Source organism: Neolewinella agarilytica (genome assembly GCF_900110645.1).
Classification (GTDB): Bacteria; Bacteroidota; Bacteroidia; order Chitinophagales; family Saprospiraceae; genus Neolewinella; species Neolewinella agarilytica.
In genome coordinates, this window is sequence record NZ_FOFB01000012.1 from 110,544 (window position 1) to 126,852 (window position 16,309).

Annotated in this window: 12 protein-coding genes and 1 CRISPR repeat array (1 of these 13 running past the window's edge); of the genes, 10 read left to right on the forward strand and 2 right to left on the reverse strand. The window is 52.2% G+C overall.

Annotated elements, in window-relative coordinates:
- Positions 1 to 62 precede the first annotated feature (62 nt).
- Both BM123_RS12120 and BM123_RS12125 read right to left on the reverse strand, forming a co-directional pair.
- The gene (locus tag BM123_RS12120) at positions 63 to 485 is read right to left on the reverse strand and encodes a toxin-antitoxin system HicB family antitoxin (RefSeq protein WP_090168839.1); all 423 of its coding nucleotides are present in this window, start codon (positions 483 to 485) and stop codon (positions 63 to 65) included.
- A gap of 197 nt (positions 486 to 682) precedes the next feature.
- Entirely contained in the window at positions 683 to 1,363 is a 681-nt protein-coding gene (locus BM123_RS12125) for an AAA family ATPase (RefSeq protein ID WP_090168841.1), read from the reverse strand.
- Between the two features lie 873 nt (positions 1,364 to 2,236).
- On the opposite strand from BM123_RS12125, the gene BM123_RS12130 reads away from it, so the two are divergent.
- The 10 genes from BM123_RS12130 to BM123_RS12175 all read left to right on the forward strand — a co-directional run bounded on the left by BM123_RS12130 (position 2,237) and on the right by BM123_RS12175 (position 15,924).
- A complete protein-coding gene (locus tag BM123_RS12130; RefSeq protein ID WP_090168843.1) occupies positions 2,237 to 5,014 on the forward strand; it encodes a DUF7619 domain-containing protein in 2,778 nt (925 codons plus the stop codon).
- 463 nt (positions 5,015 to 5,477) lie between these two features.
- On the forward strand, positions 5,478 to 6,089 hold the full coding sequence (locus BM123_RS12135) for a 3'-5' exoribonuclease domain-containing protein (RefSeq protein ID WP_175489351.1): 612 nt from the start codon (positions 5,478 to 5,480) through the stop codon (positions 6,087 to 6,089).
- A complete protein-coding gene (locus BM123_RS12140; RefSeq protein ID WP_090168847.1) occupies positions 6,082 to 7,884 on the forward strand; it encodes a hypothetical protein in 1,803 nt (600 codons plus the stop codon). Before BM123_RS12135 ends, BM123_RS12140 begins: the two co-directional genes overlap by 8 nt.
- Positions 7,885 to 7,897: 13 nt before the next feature.
- Complete coding sequence (locus BM123_RS12145; protein WP_090168848.1) at positions 7,898 to 9,268, forward strand: hypothetical protein; 1,371 nt, start codon at positions 7,898 to 7,900, stop codon at positions 9,266 to 9,268.
- The gene (gene cas10, locus BM123_RS12150) at positions 9,265 to 11,001 is read left to right on the forward strand and encodes a type III-B CRISPR-associated protein Cas10/Cmr2 (protein ID WP_090168851.1); all 1,737 of its coding nucleotides are present in this window, start codon (positions 9,265 to 9,267) and stop codon (positions 10,999 to 11,001) included. The genes BM123_RS12145 and cas10 overlap by 4 nt, the downstream gene beginning before the upstream one ends.
- Positions 10,988 to 12,286, forward strand: coding sequence for a type III-B CRISPR module-associated Cmr3 family protein (locus BM123_RS12155; RefSeq protein WP_090168852.1), 1,299 nt, complete (start codon positions 10,988 to 10,990; stop codon positions 12,284 to 12,286). Before cas10 ends, BM123_RS12155 begins: the two co-directional genes overlap by 14 nt.
- Before the next feature lie 5 nt (positions 12,287 to 12,291).
- Positions 12,292 to 13,164, forward strand: coding sequence for a type III-B CRISPR module RAMP protein Cmr4 (cmr4, locus tag BM123_RS12160; RefSeq protein ID WP_090168854.1), 873 nt, complete (start codon positions 12,292 to 12,294; stop codon positions 13,162 to 13,164).
- A 1-nt stretch (position 13,165) separates the two neighbouring features.
- Positions 13,166 to 13,582 (forward strand): type III-B CRISPR module-associated protein Cmr5, encoded by a 417-nt coding sequence (locus BM123_RS12165; RefSeq protein WP_090168856.1) that lies wholly within the window; start codon positions 13,166 to 13,168, stop codon positions 13,580 to 13,582.
- Entirely contained in the window at positions 13,579 to 15,150 is a 1,572-nt protein-coding gene (cmr6, locus tag BM123_RS12170) for a type III-B CRISPR module RAMP protein Cmr6 (protein ID WP_090168858.1), read from the forward strand. The genes BM123_RS12165 and cmr6 overlap by 4 nt, the downstream gene beginning before the upstream one ends.
- Positions 15,151 to 15,177: 27 nt before the next feature.
- Entirely contained in the window at positions 15,178 to 15,924 is a 747-nt protein-coding gene (locus BM123_RS12175; RefSeq protein ID WP_090168860.1) for a CRISPR-associated endonuclease Cas6, read from the forward strand.
- Between the two features lie 181 nt (positions 15,925 to 16,105).
- Positions 16,106 to 16,309: a CRISPR direct-repeat array (repeat unit 37 nt); it runs 224 nt beyond the window's last position.

Consider the following 16,309-nt stretch of genomic DNA (forward strand, 5'->3'; position numbering starts at 1 on the left):
CGCGGCAGCTTCAGCAACACCTATCCCCGCGCGGCAGCCTACAAGACTACCCAACTACAAGACTACCGAAGACTCCTCTCCACCACCCCAATAATATAATCCTTCATCGAGATCTCCTCATGGATCGCCAGCAGCTTCAGCTTCTTGTGCAGCGACTGCGGAATATCCAGCGTCAGCCGCTTCGTCCCTTCCGCCGGATGAACCGACCGGGGCGACGTCGCCTTTTCCCCCGCCGGCTTCCGGGGCCGTCCCCTACCCTTCTTAGGCTGCGGAGGGGCAGCGGTTTCTTTCCGCTTCGCAGCGGGCTTCTTGGGCGCGGGCGCAGGGGCAGTGGACGTTGAAGCAGCAGGGACCGACTCCACCACCGGCGGCGGATTGTCCGCCACCTTCTGCACCACCGCATCCATCGTCTCCTCCGTCACCTTCATCTCCCGCTTCAGACTCGGCCGCTTCAAATTCGCCGCCAATAAGTTCTTCTTTGCCATTTTATCGTTCTTTACGTCTTTAAATCTTTATTTCCTTAAATATACACTTTTTTCTCAAATTACGTCCCATCTCAGGAGCTCTGCTAAAAAACGCCCAGCGTTTTCAAAAGCCCCTCTCCGCCGAGCCTTAGGCGAGGCCTGCCGGAGAGGGGTTGGGGAGAGGTTTCCTACCCCTACAAGACTACCCAACTACCAGACTACTGACTCCCAGTAGCCAGTCCCACCAACTCCTTCATCAACCGACCAATCTCCACCTTAGCCTTCCGGTCACTCCCGTACTCCAGCACCCCCATGCCGGATACATTCGCTTCCCCGTACACCACCCGGTTGCCCAGCTTGACCTTAAAGACGCCCACATCATAAGTGGTCGCCAGCTGCTCCACGATGCCGGCCGCCAGCTCGTGCAGCGTCACGTTGCTGCGGTACATATTGATCAGCAGCTGCGCCTGCACCGGATCATCCCCCGCATCTTCCTTCGCCTCCCGGATCTCCTGAAACTTCTCCAGCAGCTGCTCCGAGACCCACACGTCGCTACCGCCCGTCGTACTCACCGGAATGACCAGCAGATGACTGGCGTACATCGCCTTCACGGCCAGGGGGCTCAGGGCTGGCGGACAATCAATAATCAGCACGTCATACGCCTCGTATTGCGCCCGTACCTGTTTGGCAAAGCTCTTCGGATTCGTCAGGCTCACACACGGGATCGAAGGCTCCACCCCGTTCTCGTCCCGCTTGTCCGCCCAGCTCGTCGTCGCCTTCGTGTCGTCCGCGTCAATCAGGCACACTTTATAGCCTTCCAGCACCAGCGCTACGGCCAGGTTCTGTGCCACCGTCGTCTTGCCAACGCCGCCTTTATAGTTTATCGATGATATGATCATAAGTCGTTAATGATTTCTGTGTTTAAAGATGTACGGAAGGCTTGACGAATGGGCGCAAACCAGATTGTCGCTCAGGACCGGTCATCGGATGTGTCTCCGCTCATCCGATGTCTCGGACCGCGACAATTCGGTTGGCGCCCTGAGGAATAGAGCGCATAAAGACATCTTTAAATGAAGACTTAAAGATTTGTGCCCTTGTTTGAACACAGTCGCTTTAAATCTTTACTTCTTTAAATAATTATTTAAAGCCTTCTTTTCGTCTTTACGTAAAGATGTCTTTACACAAAGAAAGACTTATTTCTTTATGTCTGCAAATAAAGCGTTAAGTTTTTAAATCTTTATTTATGTCTTTACTACTTTATTTAAGGGTTTAAAGAAATAAAGAAGTCTGGTTTTAATTTTCTTTATTTAAAGATTTAAAGAGGCGGGTAGTGAATCGTGCTTCTTTATATCTGTGTTTAAAGATTGCTTTAAAACTCAGGCTGTGCACGCGAAATAAATAGAGTAGGGTAGGAAAGCTTTTTTTCTGTGTTTAAAGATGTAAAGATGTCTTTATGCAAGTGTTGGGCAGAAGGCTCTCGTTCACCTAATAGAGCCCTTAAAATTGCTTGCAGCACAGTTTGATATTGCGCAAAACCGCCTTAAAGCTGCTTTACAGCGCTTCAGAGCTGTTTTAGTCTGGAATCCGACCATTTCCTTTGTTTGGTCTTTTGTGGTGATCCTGAGCGCTAATTTGAGGTCGCTGCGTTGTTGGTCCCCATGCTCCAATAAACTTCCCCCCGCACCTGCGTCCCTCGCCAAGCCTTCTGAAACCTCCCTGGGGCCACTGAGTTTGCCAAAAGTGCCTGAAAAAAAACGATACCGGAACCCCGTATGAGACCTCTCTGGACTATTTTAATTGCGCTTTTTTCCCTCTCCCTGTACGCGCAAGACGTTCCCCATGCTGTCAGCGTAATCAACCTTACGGCCGAAAATAGTGGCAACGGTAACACCGGTATTGAGGATTTTACGGAAATCGATGGGCGCTTATTGGTCCGGATAAGTACGGGTGATTTACACACTATCGATCTGCTGGTTACCCTCGATGGACAGCAAATTGACACGCTGACTACCCAGGGAGAAGTACGGATACCACTCAGGGAAGACTTCATCGGCCGAATCGATGACCGCTTGTTTTACAGCTCACCGGAGCACCAACAAATCATCGAAGTAGACCTCGGACTAAGACTGATCCGGGAGCGGATCGATTTATACCCTGATGCCACCTCCGACCGAATCAGTAACACGGTGATGGTGGACGAAACCCTGTATTACCTGAACGCCTTCCGGACGAGCACTCCCCAAGTAAGCATTAATGAGTTGCTGGCCGTTGATCCCTCCTCCGGAGAAGCTACAATACTCCACCTCGATACGGTGGCCAATGCCGCAGGTCTGGTACCTGCATATTTGTTGGTAGCGGACGAGCAAATTTACTTTCCTGACCGGAAAGACACCTTAATTCAAGCCGCTCGTTACGATGTAGCTATGAATACAATCACTTCAATCGGCCCCTCCGTGGCGGGAGAGTATTTATCCTACACCAACTGGAACGATATCGTATACGTTCGCTACCCGCCAGCTTTTACTAGAGCCGACACCTTTAGTGGGTGGTATCCAATCATCAACGATACGCTTGGCAACCGGATCACGGCGGACCCCTGGGAGCAGTTGGCCAACTTTCCTGACAAGTTGATAGCGGCAATTGATGAATTACTCTATGCCATAGACAAAGCCTCCGGCGATAGTACGGTACTGATGTCCGGTGCGGGAGAAATCAGAAACCTTACGCCCATTAACGACGAAGAGGCCATTTTTCTGCGCCAGAATGAAGGCTCCATCCGGTACGCTATCTGGAGAACGGACGGTTCCCGGACGGGGACACGTAAGATGATGGATGTACCAACGAGCTGGAATACGGAACCCTACAGCACCGCAGTATTAGGCCATTACCTGGTGCTAAACGTTGCGCTTGCTTCACGCAGCTACGTAATCGACTTCAACCAAGAATACATCGAGCGGGCAGGTTTTCGTGCGTTGGTCGAGGCTGACCGCTTATTGGTAATTGACGACGCGCTCTTCCTATACGGATCGGACCCAGCTATGGGCCGCGAAATCCACCGCATTACCATCGCTGATCCCCTCTACCTCGAGGGCCGGGTCTTCTACGATGCGAATAGCAACGGGCTGCAAGAGGAAACGGAAGACGGTATCGCAGGAGCAATACTGGAGGTGACCGGTGGGAACAATCGGCGGCTCTACAGCCAGGAAGATGGAACGTATCGCCTACCGGTGAAAGATGGAGAAACGTACACGCTAACCATCAACAATCCTGACTGCTGCGTGGCGATGACCACGCCGGATTCTTACACCTTCGCCTTTGCAATTGACTCTACTTACCAACTCAATTTTGGCTACGCTCAGGTCGCTGGCCCCTCCTCCCTCCGCCCCCTTCTCAACTCCGGCACCATCCGCTGCGGCTTCGAGCACGACTTCTGGCTGAGCATAATTAACGACGGCTGCCAGCCGCTGGCGGGGGAGGGGAGGGTCCACTTCCCAGAGGAGATGGAGTTTCTCAATTCCGACGTCGTGCCGCTGAGTCAGGAGGAGAATACGCTCACCTTTGCCTTTGATACCCTGCAGCCGAATGCTTCCCAGCGTTTCCGGATTCGCTTCCGGATGCCGGACGAGAATTTTGCCGGGCTGCCGGTAGAGCTGGGCGCGGTCGCAGGTGCAGTGGACGGACAAGGAGCCATGATCACCTCCGACACTTTCGCCTACCGCGAAATCCTCCGCTGCGCCATCGACCCCAACGACAAGCAGGTGAGCCCCAGCAGGCCAGAACCCTCGATGAGCAACTACACCCAGCTCGACGAAACGCTCCGCTACACCATCCGTTTCCAAAACACGGGCAACGACACGGCTTTCACCGTCCGTATCCAGGACCAGATCTCCGAATCCCTCAACCTCGAAACCTTCAAACCGCTCGCCGCCAGCCACCCCTACAGCGTCTCCGTGCGGGAAGACCGCACCCTCATCTTCCTCTTCGAAGACATCCTCCTTCCCGACAGCACCACCAACCTCCCCGGTAGCCAGGGCTTCGTCACCTTCGAGATCCAGCCTTTCCCCGACCTCGACGACTTCTCCACCATCGATAACACCGCCGGCATCTACTTCGACTTCAACCAACCCGTCATCACCAACACCGTCACCTCCACCCTCGTCGAGTTCCTCGACGAAGACCAGGACGGCTTCCTCTTCTACGAAGACTGCAACGACCAAAACTTCAACATCAACCCCGCCGCCGAAGAAATCCCCGGCAACGGCATTGACGAAAACTGTGATGATTCAGACTTCCACGTCAGCACGAGCTCTCAACTCCCCGGCACCCTGAATTATTTCCCCAACCCAACCTCCGGAACCTTCTACCTCAACTATTCCGAAAACGACCGCCTCAACGGTGAGCTTTACTCCGCCGCGGGGCAACGGCTCCAAACCTTCGTGTTCCAAAACTCACATAGTTTGGACTTGGAAGGACTGCCAGCGGGGCTTTACCTGCTGCGCTTGTATAGCCGGGAGGGTAGGGGAAGGACGGTTAGGGTGGTGCGGCGGTAGGAAAGAGAGCCCGATCCGGCTGGGCTTTCCAGTAGATTATCCCTAAACCCTGGCCCCCCGATCCTCTTTGAAATAGCTGAGCAAACATCGGTTGCCCGACTCTCGCAAAAGCAGCCTGAAGGATAATTAAAAAACCACCTCCATTAGCTTTTTAGGGAGCGAATGAAGGCGGTTTTTTAAGGTTACAGGGTAGGGGAGACCCAGAACTTAGCGACCAGAAGCCTGATCCTCTGCCTGGAAGCAAGGCACTTACATCCTCGAACGAGACTTTAATAAGCAACTTTATCAAAAACGAATCGCCAAACTCCTTGGCAACTCTTCAACGGCCGATGCCTTTAATTTCATAATTCTCTATTGCTTTTTTTGTAAAGCCGCCAATTATTTTTGCTATTCTGCTTGTTTGGCATACGTTTCTTTATTTTCTTAACGTTTGATTTTTGCCCATCACACACCCAGTTTCCCTTTGCAACACATTTTCTTAGACACGGAATTTTCTGGTCTACACCAAAACGCCGCCCTGCTTTCCCTTGCCATCGTACCCGATGAGGGCCCCTGGTTCTACGCGGTGTTTACCGACGTTGATACTACCACGCTATCGCCGTGGCATCAGAATAATGTAGTGCCCCACCTCCTGCTCACGGACGAGCAACGAGCCCAATTACCCACCGGCATTTACCTACGCGATACCCCGGAAAAAATAACTCACGCTTTACGGAAATACCTCGAAGAGCTCGGGGAAGTCGTTTGTTGGGCCGACGTACCCGCCTACGACTGGGTGCTCCTCTGCGAACTCTTCGGCGGAGCCTTCGGCCTGCCCAAAAACGTCCATTACATCGTCCGCGACCTAGCCACACTGCTGGAGGCTAAGGGCTACGACATCGATACCGATCGCTTTGATCTGGCCTACGAAAATCATCAGGGCGCGGACGCAGGTGCAAGAGTAAGTTCTGCGGACGGCAGGGTGGGGGAGGGGCAAAAGGCTGCTGCTACCCAAGAGGGACTGCTGCGACATAATGCTTTGGGGGATGCGATGGCGTGTAAGATATGCTGGCAAAAAGTCAACGAACATGTCTAAAAAAAAGGAAACATCACAAGAGCTTATCAGTCACCATGTATTTCTTCTTCCCTTCAAGTGGGAAAAAGAAGATGGGGCAGCTTATGAAATTAATCAGTTCCATGACTTGATCCATAATCACCTCGATCTTGAAAAGGCTACCGAGTGGAAACGAAGCGATTTTAACTTGGAAAGGGTCGTCGATTACAATGAGTTCAATTACTTCTTCGACTACGTTGCAGAAGTGCTTTACCAAACCGATACACATAATAAAGAAGAACAAAATTTCATCGGCCACTTTACCTACAACCTCCCTCCAGGTAAAGGAATCTATAAGTTTGAAGCACCTGGCCCCGATGGAAAAAGTAAGGAGTATACGCTAGAGATTGACTCTATCCTCCTGCACCTCTACTATAGTGGGGTAGGGGTGTTAAGCTTCCATCTAAACAACCGAAAACCGAGCCAGGGCGAACCCGAGGACATTATCCGTATCAACCAGTTCGGCCGCCGGGTATATCCTCCGTTTTACTTCATCGATCAGGACAAGGTAGGGCACCAAGCCCAGTTTGATGAAACCCAATTTGTAGGCAAATCACCAGCAGGGGCAGAAATCGCTAATTGGATCGAGATTGACTTCAACGATGGAACAAACCCCAGAAGAGAAAACTGGAACCAAGACCTCGCACAACGACTCAAAGAAGGCGAAATATTCAAATTCAACTTGCCGGCATTTCTAGAACCATTTTTATTCCGAATTGAAGATGGCTACGATATTTATCCAGTACTTGATGATCGTATGTTCGTCCTGTCTTGGTATGGCAATGATGGGCTCGCACGCCGCATCGCTAGGGGCGAACCTGGTCGCGAAGAGTATCGCCTAGACGACTGGTGGTACCGCTACATCTTCGTCGACGCTAAATACAGGTCTGTACAAGACCCTGCCGATCAGGAAGCTACCACTATTCCCGCTACTTACGCTCGGTGGCGCAACTACAGCACGCTGTACGGCGTAACAGAATACAGCATGGTACTCCTGACCAAGTCCCTGCCTACTTTACGCAGTGGCTACTCCGCCTACCTGGTAACCCATCTGCAAACCATTTATTATCGTCTGGCCGAACTCGTCTTAGTGCAGCGCGCTTCTATCCAGCGCTTCTCCGACGATATTACTCATATTTCAAAACTCGACGGTGCAGACCCTGCTCAAGCAGAAAAGGCCAGCCTGCTCAATCGTAGATATATCCGCTTTGTCAACCAGATATACTTTAGGGAAGTAACACCCCAACAACAAGGTATAGAACTGTATGATTTACTTCAACAACAAGCTCGGATTTCTAACCAAGTAACCGCACTTCAAGACGAGATTGAACGGCTACAAAATTACGTACGACAAGAAACCGATCGCCAGCTATTAGCAGCCGAAAAAAAACGGATGCAACGCGAAGAAGAAAGTGAAAAAAGAAGGTCAGATATCCTCGCCGTACTCGGTGCCATCTTCCTCGCGCCTGGCTTACTTATTGCGGTCCATGACCTAGGCTATATGGGGACATGTCTCGAGCAGAACCCTAAATACCTTTTTGGCCTAACCCTACTTGCTGCAGTTATATCCGTCAGATTATGCTGGTGGGCCTACCCCGGGGAAATAGTAGAGTCTTCAACACTTACGTCATCAACAAACACCGATGTACAGCCTAGAGCATGGTCGAGACCGGTGCGAGGTATTCCCATTTGGCGGCTGGTCGTCGTTGCACTTGCCTATTTGATTTTGCTATCCATTCCCCTCATTTATGCGCTACTAGCTTGTCCCGCAGGCTAAAAACTCTATAATCATGTACACCATTCCCATCCCCCTCTATCAACACACCCCCCTCATCCACTTCCAGGCCGATCAGCAGGGGGCCACCCTCCGGGCTACTGAAGTGAAGCCGCGGCTGGACCGCTTCATCATCACCCGTATGGGCTGGGAAGCTGCAGGAGGAAAAGACAAACTTGCAGGGTACACCGAAAAACAACTTTATGACAATGGCTGGGGCTACATTAAAAAGCACCACCCGCTGTGGATCAGCAACAGCGATGAAGAACGGCAAAAATCGCTCAACTTTCGCCTGAAAATTTTCTCGCGGCCGGAAGACGAAGTAGCCGGCGTACACCAGGAAAAAGCGAATAAGTTTGGGAATTATTTCGCCGATGTAGGCAACGAAAAGAAACCGGAGGAAACCGTCCGCCTGGTCACCTTCCACCGGGTAATCATGCTGAAAATTACCACGCCAGACGCTGAATTAGCTAAGTGCCTCCGCCACGACTCCCCGGAAAGCCTCCTTACGCCCTTCTTCTACGCCAATAATTTCGGCACCCGCCAATCCAAAGGCTTTGGCTCATTCTCCCCAGCTGTAAAACCACCAGAAGAGGAGGTCTTTAAATTCTATCTAAATACCACTGACTACGAAAAGCTCTTCCGCTACCTGGAACTGTTCAATCGGGTGGTTAGAACAGGGGTGAATAAAATCACTGATCCCGACACTGGAACATTCAATCGCAATATTGAAATTTACATGAAGCCGCTGATCTTCAGCTACGCCGCCAGCAAAGACCGGGTATGGGAGAAAAAATTGATAAAGGAAACCGCAGGCTATGGCGTTTATAATAACCAGAAGAGCAGAACCGATACGCCCAGCCACGTAGAACCAGCAACCGGAAAATGGCCCGCTTGGTATCAAGGGCAGGGTAAAGAGGACGGTAATCGGAAAGAAGGAACTATCAGGGATGTAATGGGCCTGTCAACCAATCAAACATGGATGGCGTACGATAAAAAATCTGTCATCAAAAAGTCTACTAAAGACGGAACCCCCCAAAGCATCGACCGGGCCCCTTCACCATTTACGCTCGTTCCCGTCAAAACAGGAGCAGGCTTCACGGTCTACGTCTACGTACAAGCCCCCAGCAAGGCTTATCTCGACCATACGTTTAAGGTCACTTTCGGTAGCGCGCCCGTCGGTAAGCTGAATGGCAACCCCGGTCAGCTCAAAGTCTTCCCCGACTTCATCATGAAGGATTTTATCGACGGCTTCTTTAAAAAGTCCGTAGTGGAAGACTCCCTCATCACCCCAAACCCTCGGGATAAGGAAATTGGCCAAACCCTGCAAAACATTTTCGGCCAGATCGAGAGCAACCGCAAAACCCAAAACATCCTCCCCGCATGAGCACACTTCCCACCCATTACCTCGGCATTTCCACCGGCCCGGTGGTGGATACCATCTTGAGTGCCCGTAAAACCCGCGAACTCTGGACAGCTAGCTACCTCTTCTCTACCCTTATGCGAGAGCTCGTGCGAGCAGCCCTAAACAACGGCCTTGAGGTATGGTCTCCGACTTCCCCCGGCGTTTACACTGCTCAATCAACCTCCCTGGCACCTGCGGCCGCGCCCCCGGAAGTGCCTTCCAGTAGTTTGTTTGGTGCCGGCATTTATCATGATCGGCTCTACGCCGCCTATACCGCTCCGGGAGGAGGGAGCCCGGAAGAATTACAGACTAAGTTTGTGGCCATCCGTGATGAAGCCATCAAAGCTACCACGGATCAGTTGGCTGGCGGAGCCGCATTTTTCAAAGACTTCTTCCGCATTGCTCATGTCTGGCTACCACAGGGAAACGCCTCGGCTAACCTACTGGGCGACCTCAATGGCCTGCTTGATACCCAAGAGCTTTTTCCAGCCTTGCTTTCCCCCGACAACCTGAAGCAAAACGCCCTGGTTGACCTGCTCGAAAAGCCCTACCGCGCCACTATGGTCCAACGTGGATTAGCCGCTAATGCTCAAAATACCTATAACGAAATTTCAGCCGCCCATACTAGAAGTGGCGTACGCCTCCTGTTTGACTTCTTCCCGAGTACGGCGCAAATCGCTTCCGTCGACCTCTACCACAAAAACGACGCGGCCTATCAGGCATTACAGACTGACATCGTCGGTACCAGTGAATTCAAAGCACCGGAAAGCCAGGAAGAATTAACGGATGGATCAACGGATGATCCGCTTTCCGACAATGCCGTCCTGCAGGAGTTTTATCGCCGACTCGATAATAAAGAAGTTCCTGCTTTCCGAGACCATTTCCAGGATTTTCATAAATACTTCTGTATCGTTCACGCCGACGGCGATCACTTCGGTCAGGTGATTGAAGGGCTGGGGAATGATCGCCTGGCCATCGAGCGCTTCTCCGGCCAACTAGCCAATTTCGCCGCAGCGGCCGCCACTGTCATCAATGATCACGGTGGCCGTGCCATCTACATTGGTGGTGATGACCTGCTCTTTTTTGCACCAGTCGCCTATGGCACCAAGACCGTCTTTGACTTGATCAATGCTATCGACGATACCTTTAAAGAGGCCTGTAGTTTCACACCACAACCATCACTTTCCTATGGGGTGACGCTCAGTCATTATAAATATCCCCTCTTCGAGGCCAAAAGTGATAGTTACGCGGCACTCGAACGCGCTAAATCCTTTAAGTGGAAACGAGGCGAAACCAAAGGAGCTAAAGACGCCATCGCTTTTCGCTTCATCCGTCATTCCGGCAGCTTCTTCACGGGCGTAATGGATAAGCCTTTATTGCAAAAATTCCTCGAAGTACGAACGCTGCGTACGGAACAGGACTTTCTGTCTTCTTTCACCTTCAAGCTGCAAGAACTCGAGCCCCTCATTGATGCTTTGGGCGCCAGCCTGACGGAGGAGCGACTGCAAAACATCATCAACAACTTTTTCGACGAGCCCATTCATGGCCAAAACCGTGCCGCACTCAACAAACTCATCGAACTGTACACCTGCATTAATGAGCTGTCTGGCTCGCTAGACGATCCGGATTTTGCGCCCCGCAGAAATACCTACGCCATTCTCCGCCTGATGACTTTCACCCTACCGAAAACTACCCCCGCCCATGTCCTCGCCTAACTACTACACCATAACACTCACGCCCGAATCACGCTTCTTCTTTGGCAGCGAGATCACCTTCGGGCAGTCTGGAGAACAAAAACGGCGGCGGTCTTACCTCGTGAAGTCGGAAGTGCTGCCGCAGCAAACCAGTCTGCTCGGTATGTTGCGCTACGAACTCTTACGGGAAAATAGCTTGCTCGCCCCTTACGATACCAACGATAACCGCCAGCAAGCAGCTGAAGCGCTCGTTGGCACCACCGGATTTGTCGTTGACGATAAGCCCGACTACGGCGTCATTGATGCCCTCAGCCCCCTGCTACTCACCGACGGTAAACAGCGTTGGGTGCCCGAGCCACTCGACGATGGAGCGTATGAAAACAAAGACAAAAAAACAACCAACGCTTTCTGCTGGCAGAAAACCAAGAGCGGAAACTGGAAACTGAAGCACTACAATCCCAAAGCGCCGCGCTATGCCCGCTTTGTGCGGGAAGATGGCCGGTTCGCACACGATCTGGACGACTGCTTTTCCTCCGTGACCCTCGTCGGTAACCGCATCTCTAATCGGTTGTATCGCCCTGGGGAAAGCAGTGAGGAAGATGAAGAAGGCCTCTTCCGCCAAACTTTTCGCTCTGCGTGTAAAACCCTGCCGGTAAATGAAGACAATCCGCCGGCTTTTTCCTTCGTCTTCCGCGTTGCCATTAAGGGTAACGTTCTGGATGCCTTTTTGACAAATGAGGGCGCAGCCAACGAAGTTGGCGCTTATGCCGAGCGCAGCCGAGGTACAGATGCAGAGGAAAGAAAAAAAGCAAGGCTTGTCTTCCTCGGTGCTGAACGTTCCGCTTTCCTGATGACCGTTGCCGTTGCCAATGACCTGAACCTCGTTCCTACGCCTACCTACCGCACCAACACCAAATCGCTATCCGGTACGGCTCGCATCGTGCTCACTTCAGACGCCTTCCTGCCGGAAAAGCTGTTCGCGAAATGCCGTGACCACCCAGATTATTTTCTAATGGCCAACGTCAAGACCTTTCGCTTTCTTTCTTCCCGGCTTGACAATACTACCAGCTTCGCTTCCCTCCGGCGCAGCGAAACCAAAGACGATACCGAAACCACAACTGAGAACCAAACCAAAAAGGGCCGTCGCCGCGAAAGCGACCTCTTCCAGCTTGCCGAGCGGGGTGGGGTACTGCTGGTCCCTACGGAGCAGGCAGACACCGTCGTACAGCAGATTGAAAACCAGACTGCTTTCCATACCATTGGCTACAACCACTGCGCTGTCGCCTCCATCACTCCAAAAGCCTAAACACTATGTCAACTACCTACACCAGCCATCACTACCTCATCCGGGCCCTGTCTAACCTTCATCCCGGATCAGGCACGAATACCTTTGGTAATATTGATAAGGTGGTCCAGCGCGATTACGCTTCCGGACTGCCCACCATCCACGCCTCCAGCCTGAAGGGGGCGTTGCGTGAACTGGCTAACTACCACCATCCTCCCTCGGTCACGAAGCGTGAAGGAAAGCCGGATAAAGTTACCGAGAATGCATTCATCCGCCACGTTTTTGGCTCTGACAACCGCCGGGGCCAGGCGGCTAACCTTCAGCAGGGCTCTCACTTGTTCCATGACGCCCAGCTGCTGGCCCTTCCATTACGTAGTAGCCACCAGCTGTTTTACCTGGCCACAACACCGGTTTTACTAAACGCTTTTTTGGTGGCTAACGAAGGTTGCCTATCCGAACAAGCGCAAACACAGCTTGCTGCCCTGGCTGCTACATCAACCAAAAAAGGAGAGCCCGTCTGCCTGGGGGGGACGGAAGACATCATCTACCTGGAGGAACTACGCGGAAGGCGAAAAACGCCCACACCGCCGGTAGATGCGCTCCAGGCTTTGCTCGGCGAGCGCATTGCCTTACTGGACGTCGACGACTTTGCCAACTACTGCCAACAAATGCCTACTCTGGCCCGTAACGTACTCAACAACGGCATCAGCGAAAACCTGTGGTATGAGGAGATCGTCCCCCGCGAAACCCGCTTCTATACCCGGATAACCAATACCCGCCCCGATGCGGAACAGCGGGCATTGGCCACCTTGCTTAACGATAAGGCTGAAGTCCAGATCGGGGCCAACGCCACCGTGGGCTACGGATTCACCGAATGGTCATCCCTAAAAAAAGCCTGATATGTACACCTTGAATAAAGACTACCTCCGCGTTGCCCTGGCCAAGCTGGATGCCTCCGGCCTGGTGAAAGCGGGTGGTAGGGTAGACAAAGCTATTCCCAATTACGTGGCGGCACTAAGCCCTTCCCTGCGCGCTACCGGGCTCATCGCTACCCTTGCCATCTACGCCAGTGACGATGCCGGTAAAGGTGCTGCCGCAAAATTACCCGTCCTCAACCTCATCACAAGTATGCTGTCGGACGACGAGTTGCAGCTGCTGCCCGAAACTGAAAGAAAGTCGCTGGCCAGCGCTTCCAATATGTTCTACTGGGCGATTAAGCAGGACAAAAAGCAGTTTCCCCGCATTCAACGCCAGCTCGAAACCGCTACTGCCGCCATCAAAGTGGCCATCCGTACCTATAAAATCCCGAAAGCATGAACCAGACGACAAACCCCGGGCTGCTATATTCTCGCTTCTATTTCGATGATCAATACGATGAGGTACTGGATCAAGCATCCTGGTTGAAAACCTTAGAACAACGACACGAGGCTGCCGAAGACGTCAAGGAAAAAGAGCACGAAGAACGGGAAGAACGAAACCGACAATGGGCGAAAAAAAAGAATAAACAATTTACTCCAAAAGACTTTCGCCGCGCTACCTTCCGGACGCCAAGAATTGGTGGCTTTAGCCAGAAATACCTGCTAGATCCGCCAGACAAAAAAAGGCAACCTACCGAATTCAAAGCCTACAACAATCACTTCAGCCTCCGCAACCACCAGCTGTTCACCACCAGGTTAACTAATGAGGCCAGTAAGCAGAACCGCGAAGTCTACCGTGGCCGACAAGCAAGCGGTTTCGAATTAACCACCACCTACCCGGGCCTTCTTGTCGGCTTGGGCTACAGCCATGCTGTTTCCGCCGAGCAAGCCCTCAATGCTGGTTTTTCCTTCGATCACACCACCGGCCTGCCCGTCATCCCCGGAGCTACCGTTAAGGGCATCCTTCGATCCGTATTCCCACAACGGGATCATGACCGGGCCACCGACGCTAAACCGGAAAAAAAGGACTGGTACCGCAACACCGCCAAGGCTAAAATCGCCTGGCTGCAGCAGGCGCTTACTGGAATCGTGGGGAAAGAGAGAAGCGATAAGCTGGACCTGAAAGTACTGGAAGCGGAACTGTTCGACAGTCGATCCACCCCACTGGCGCAGCCTATTTTCCACGATGCCCTGGTGGTGGCGGCCTCCGGTGATCTCTTTGGCCCCGATAACATCACTCCGCACGTACACTATGCGGAGGGAGAAAACGTGCCGCCCGACCGCTACAAAAACCCGACGCCCATCAGTATGCTCAAGGTCATGCCTGGCGTCTCTTTCTCCTTCGCTTTCCGGCTGCCGGACCAACTGACCCAGCCCGATAAAGACGGGAAGGTTGCCCTAAGCCTTACCGCCGAGGAAATTCGCCGACTCTTTCAAGCCATCCTGCTGGAATACGGCGTAGGGGCAAAATCACGCCTCAATTATGGACGGTTCGTAGAGGAAACTATTGACTTTCCTTCGGCTGAGAAGTTGGATGCAGATTTAGCCACCTTTAGAAATTTCGAAACAGAAGCCTTTAGGAGTGCTACCATCACTGATAAGCGCAGTAACCGCCAACAAAATCAGGCGAAAGGCAACGATCGTGAGCGTAGACGGGATGAACGGGAAGACCCAAAGCTACGTGCTATCCGTCGTGAAGCAGAGCAGCGCAAGCGCGAAGCAGAAGAACAAAAGAATAAGCAGCCCAAAGTAACTGGGAAAACCGTTGTGCTGACCTATGAAGGAAAATTTGGTAAATGGCACTCCTTTAAGGTTTCGGGGCAAACTCAAAAGCTAACCCTGAAAAGCAAAGCGGTTATGGCGCTAGCCCCTCTGGAAAAAGGCAAGCAGTACCACGCAGTCGTAACGGCAAGAGATAGCGGTCTGCCGGGGTCTCCGGTTATCGGCGTTGAATTCATTGCGGAGTAATCATCATCAATTAATCCCCCTCTATTTATGCAAATCGTAACCCTAACCTTCCCCTTCTCCCTCCACCCCGGAGATATCCCTAAACTCCGCGCTGCCATCATCGGCTGTCTTGGCACTGGTCATCATTTGTTCAATGGCTTCGACAACTCCGAGCAGGGCGTGGAAAAATACAGCAATGCTTACCCCCTCGTTGAGTACAGCGTTTACAAGGGTAAGGCCCGTATCCAGGGCATTGGCACTGGGGCAGATGCCATCCTTCGCTACCTGCTTACGGCACTACCGGATGATCTCCTCATCGGAGAACGCTACTGCCGCACCACCGACTTTAAGCTCGAGGTGTCTACCTGGACACCCGAACTGCTACCTGAACAATTCACCTTCGGCCTCTACCAATACCTCCCCCTCAACAAAAAAAACTACAAAGCCTGGAAAGCACTGGAAGGTAACGAACCTGCCCGCCTGGAACTCCTCGGCTCCTGCCTCACCGGCCACCTCCGGGCACTCGCCGAAACTGCGGACCCCAACCTCGATCGCAAGCAAATCGAAGCCCGCATCCTTAGCGTAGACAAGGTGAAAATGACCCGTTGGCACGGGAATCAGTTCGTAACGTTCAACTTGGTGGCCTGTGCTAACTTCATCCCGCCCTTCGGCCTCGGTGTTGGACGATGCCACAGCTTCGGCTTCGGAGAGGTTTGTGGCAAGGAGCGGTACGCTCGGCTTTCTGCCTCCAGGCGTCAGTCTAAAAAAGAGGTGGCCAGTACCATTACAAAGTGACGTGGCGGCGTACTTTATGCATCGCTACAACGTGATAATCGCCATTAATCACCTCTTCTAAAATTGACATAAAAACCGTATTTTCAAGCTTACGTAAGCGATTTAAATCATATTATGAATTCTGCCATACATTTTTTATTTCGCAATTGTATTGATAATCAGGTAGTTACAAAAAATAGCTCCCGGAGTCACTGTGTGCCGCAATAGGGCATTCCGACATTCTGGTCGCGGTAAAACCGCTCATACTCCCGGAGTCACTGTGTGCCGCAATAGGGCATTCCGACCCCTTGAACGGTTAGGATTTTTTGTTCCCGGAGTCACTGTGTGCCGCAATAGGGCATTCCGACTTTCCCGACCAAAAGTACCAAAGACAGCCCGGAGTCAC